Here is a 2,466-nt window from a genome sequence, read left to right as displayed (position 1 = left end):
CTGCTCGGCACCATGTCGGCGATCGGCACGGCGCTGGGGCCGTCGCTTGGCGGCGTGCTGATCGCTTCCCTCGGTTGGCGCGCGATCTTCCTCGTCACTGCAGGGCTGGGCGTCGTGGCGATGATCCTCGCCCGGCGCTTCCTGCCGGGCGATCAAACCGCGACGATCCTCCGCAGTGAGGCGCAGGGCGTTGGCCCGCGCTTCGATATTCTGGGCACGCTGCTGCTTGCCTTGACGCTCGCCGCCTATGCGCTGGCGATGACGGCAGGACGCGGCCATTTCGGCGGCACGAACATCGCGCTGCTCGGCATGGCCGTTCTCGGCGCCGGCCTGTTCCTTTATGCGCAGCGGAGAGTGGCGTCGCCTCTGGTCAAACCAGCGCTGTTCAGCGATCCGGTGCTGGCGCCGAGCCTTGCCATGAATGGGCTGGTCTCCACCGTGATGATGGCGACGCTTGTCGTCGGGCCCTTCTTCCTGTCGCGCGCGCTGGGCCTGGACGAGGCGCAGGTCGGCGCCGTGCTGTCGATCGGCCCGGTCGTCTCGGCGCTGTGCGGCGTGACTGCCGGCCGCTTCGTCGATCGCCTGGGCGCGTCCGCCATGGTCGTTGCCGGGCTGGTGCTGATGACCATCGGCTGCCTCGCACTTGCTCTGCTGCCGGGGCTGTTCGGCGTCGCCGGCTACGCGGCGGCGATCATGCTGCTGACGCCCGGCTATCAGCTCTTCCAGGCGGCGAACAACACCGCCGTCATGGCCAATGTCGATAAGAACGAGCGCGGCGTTGTCTCGGGCATGCTCAGCCTGTCGCGCAATCTCGGCCTGATCACCGGCACGGCGGTGATGGGCGCGGTGTTTGCGTTCACGGTGGGCACTGGCGAGGTCGGCGCCGCGGCACCGGAAGCAGTCGCCGGCGGGATGGCGTTTACGTTCGCAGTGGCGGCGGGTTTGGTCGCCCTGGCGGTGGCAATTGCGGTGGTTGGAGGTTTGCGAAAGCGTCGGTAACATCCAATCTTCCCCCTTGCGGGGGAGATGTCCGGCAGGACAGAGGGGGGGCGTCTCACTTGGATTGCCAACGCCGTCTGATGTCGGGGAGAGCGCTGGCGCTTCACGCGAAGCGCCCCCTCTGTCACCTTCGGCGACAGCTCCCCTCGAAGGGAGAGTACGCATCGCCGCCAATGTAACCCATCGCACATTCCCAATGTCCTTCTTGCCGTATCGGCTTCCGTAAATTAGCCGATTTTGATATTCCGGTGCGGTCTTCTCCCGCCGCATCGACGAGGAGCCAGATGGCAGTGGAAGGGTGCCCGGCCGGATGACCGACGCTCCGCATAAGGGGCTGCTGGACCTGTGCGTGCTCGGCGACTTCCAGGTGGTCCGCGACGGCGCGCTGCTCGACCTGCCTCCGTCGCGCAAGACGAGAGCCTTGCTTGCCTATCTCGCCGTCACCGGCAAGGCGCATCAGCGCGAGCGGCTCTGCGAAATCTTCTGGGACATTCCCGACGATCCGCGCGGCGCCTTGCGCTGGAGCTTGTCCAAGATCCGCCAGGTGCTCGGCGAGGACGAACCCGCTCTGGTCGCCGACCGCAACACTGTCTCGCTGAAACTTGGCACGGACTATGCCCGGCTGCTGCCGCTGGTGAAGGGCGATCTTTCCATGGCTTCGACGGAGGAGCTGGAAGCCGTGGCCGGTTCGATCCGCGGCGATTTCCTCGCCGATCTTTCGCTCGAGCGCTGCTTCGAATACGAGGCCTGGCGCGCGGGCGTCGCCAGCGAGGTCGAGATCGCCGAGCTCGGCATGTTGCGCGAGCTGATCGAGCGCCTGGCCGGCGAGCCGAGGCGTGCGCTGCCGCTTGCCAGGCGCCTGCGCCGGCTGCTGCCGGAGGATATCGGCCTGGCGGAAGAGATCGCGGCGCTGGAAGAGAAGGTGAGGGCGGCAGCCGCCCAGCCGACGGGACGCTCCGCGCAACGCGGCGCCACGGACGTGGCCCAGATGCAATCACCTTCCACTCAGCTTGCCAACCGCCCGACGCCCGCGCAGGATCCCGGCCGCGCCGTCCATTTCTGCCGGGCTCGCGACGGCACAAGGCTTGCTTTTGCCAAGACCGGCAGCGGCCCGCCCATCCTGCGCGCCGCGCATTGGATGTCGCATCTGACCTTCGACTGGGACAGCCCGATCTGGCGGCACTGGATGAGGGAACTGTCACGCCGGAACCAGTTGGTGCGCTACGACGAGCGCTGCAATGGCCTGTCGCAACGCCACGTGGCCGACGTCTCGTTCGACACGATGGTGTCGGATCTCGAATGCGTCGTCGAGGCCGCGGGGCTCGATCGCTTCACGCTTCTTGGTCTGTCGCAGAGCTGCGCGGTTTCGATCGCCTATGCCATACGCCACCCCGAGAAAGTCTCGGGCATGATCCTCTACGGCGGCTACGTCAAAGGCTGGCGGGCGCGCGGCGACCCCGGCGAGAT

The 2,466-nt window shown here is 67.2% G+C and carries 2 protein-coding genes; both read left to right on the top strand.

What is annotated here, in order from left to right; translation table 11 throughout:
- Positions 1–999, top strand: a 999-nt coding sequence (locus tag EOA60_RS28635) for an MFS transporter (RefSeq protein ID WP_128312286.1), incomplete at its 5' end; no start/stop codon positions are given.
- A gap of 310 nt (positions 1,000–1,309) precedes the next feature.
- Positions 1,310–2,466, top strand: a 1,157-nt coding sequence (locus EOA60_RS39305) for an alpha/beta hydrolase (protein WP_164899614.1), incomplete at its 3' end; no start/stop codon positions are given.

The sequence above is a fragment of the Mesorhizobium sp. M1A.F.Ca.IN.020.06.1.1 genome (assembly GCF_004023265.1).
Classification (GTDB): Bacteria; Pseudomonadota; Alphaproteobacteria; order Rhizobiales; family Rhizobiaceae; genus Mesorhizobium.
The sequence above is the reverse complement of the archived record's forward strand: the minus strand, read 5'-3'. Positions and strand labels throughout refer to the sequence as shown.